Annotated in this window: 1 protein-coding gene and 1 pseudogene; one reads left to right on the top strand and one right to left on the bottom strand. The window is 76.0% G+C overall.

Annotation, left to right across the window (positions count from 1 at the left end; translation table 11 throughout):
- The first annotated feature begins 76 nt into the window (after nucleotides 1–76).
- Complete coding sequence (locus tag IH13_RS0100180; protein ID WP_031079908.1) at nucleotides 77–280, top strand: acyl-CoA carboxylase subunit epsilon; 204 nt, start codon at nucleotides 77–79, stop codon at nucleotides 278–280.
- An 86-nt stretch (nucleotides 281–366) separates the two neighbouring features.
- Here IH13_RS0100180 and IH13_RS0100175 read toward each other — a convergent pair.
- A pseudogene (locus IH13_RS0100175) lies at nucleotides 367–462 on the bottom strand (ATP-binding protein); the annotation flags it as partial.

The following is a 462-nucleotide window of genomic DNA, read 5'->3' as shown; positions in this document are numbered from 1 at the left end:
CGGCAACCCCCCGCAGTAGTCCGGGCCCGCAGCGACCCTGCCCGCGTCCGAGACCTGCCCAGAAGACGGAGATCCCATGAGCGTCACTCCCGCCGAGTCCGTGCTGCGCGTCGAGAAGGGCCAGGCCGGCCCCGAGGAACTCGCCGCCATCACCGCCGTCCTGCTCGCCCGCGCCGCCGGCCGGACCGAGGCCCCCGCCCGCCATGGCCGCAGCACCGCCGGATGGCGCCGGCTGGAGCGCACGCCCGGCTTCCGCGCCCCGCACAGCTGGCAGGGCTGAGAACGCCCCAGGGCCCCCAGGGCCCGCGACGGCGAAGGCCCCGTACTCCTTGAGGAGTACGGGGCCTTCGCCGTGCTGCCGGCGCCTCAGCGCAGCCGGGCCATCAGGGCGTGCTCGACCAGCGTGATGAGCGCGCTCTTGGCGTCCGCACGGTGCCGGGCGTCCGTCGTCAGGATGGGCGT

Source organism: Streptomyces sp. NRRL WC-3549 (assembly GCF_000721935.1).
GTDB lineage: Bacteria > Actinomycetota > Actinomycetes > Streptomycetales > Streptomycetaceae > Streptomyces.
This window is presented reverse-complemented; position numbering and strand designations above follow the sequence as displayed.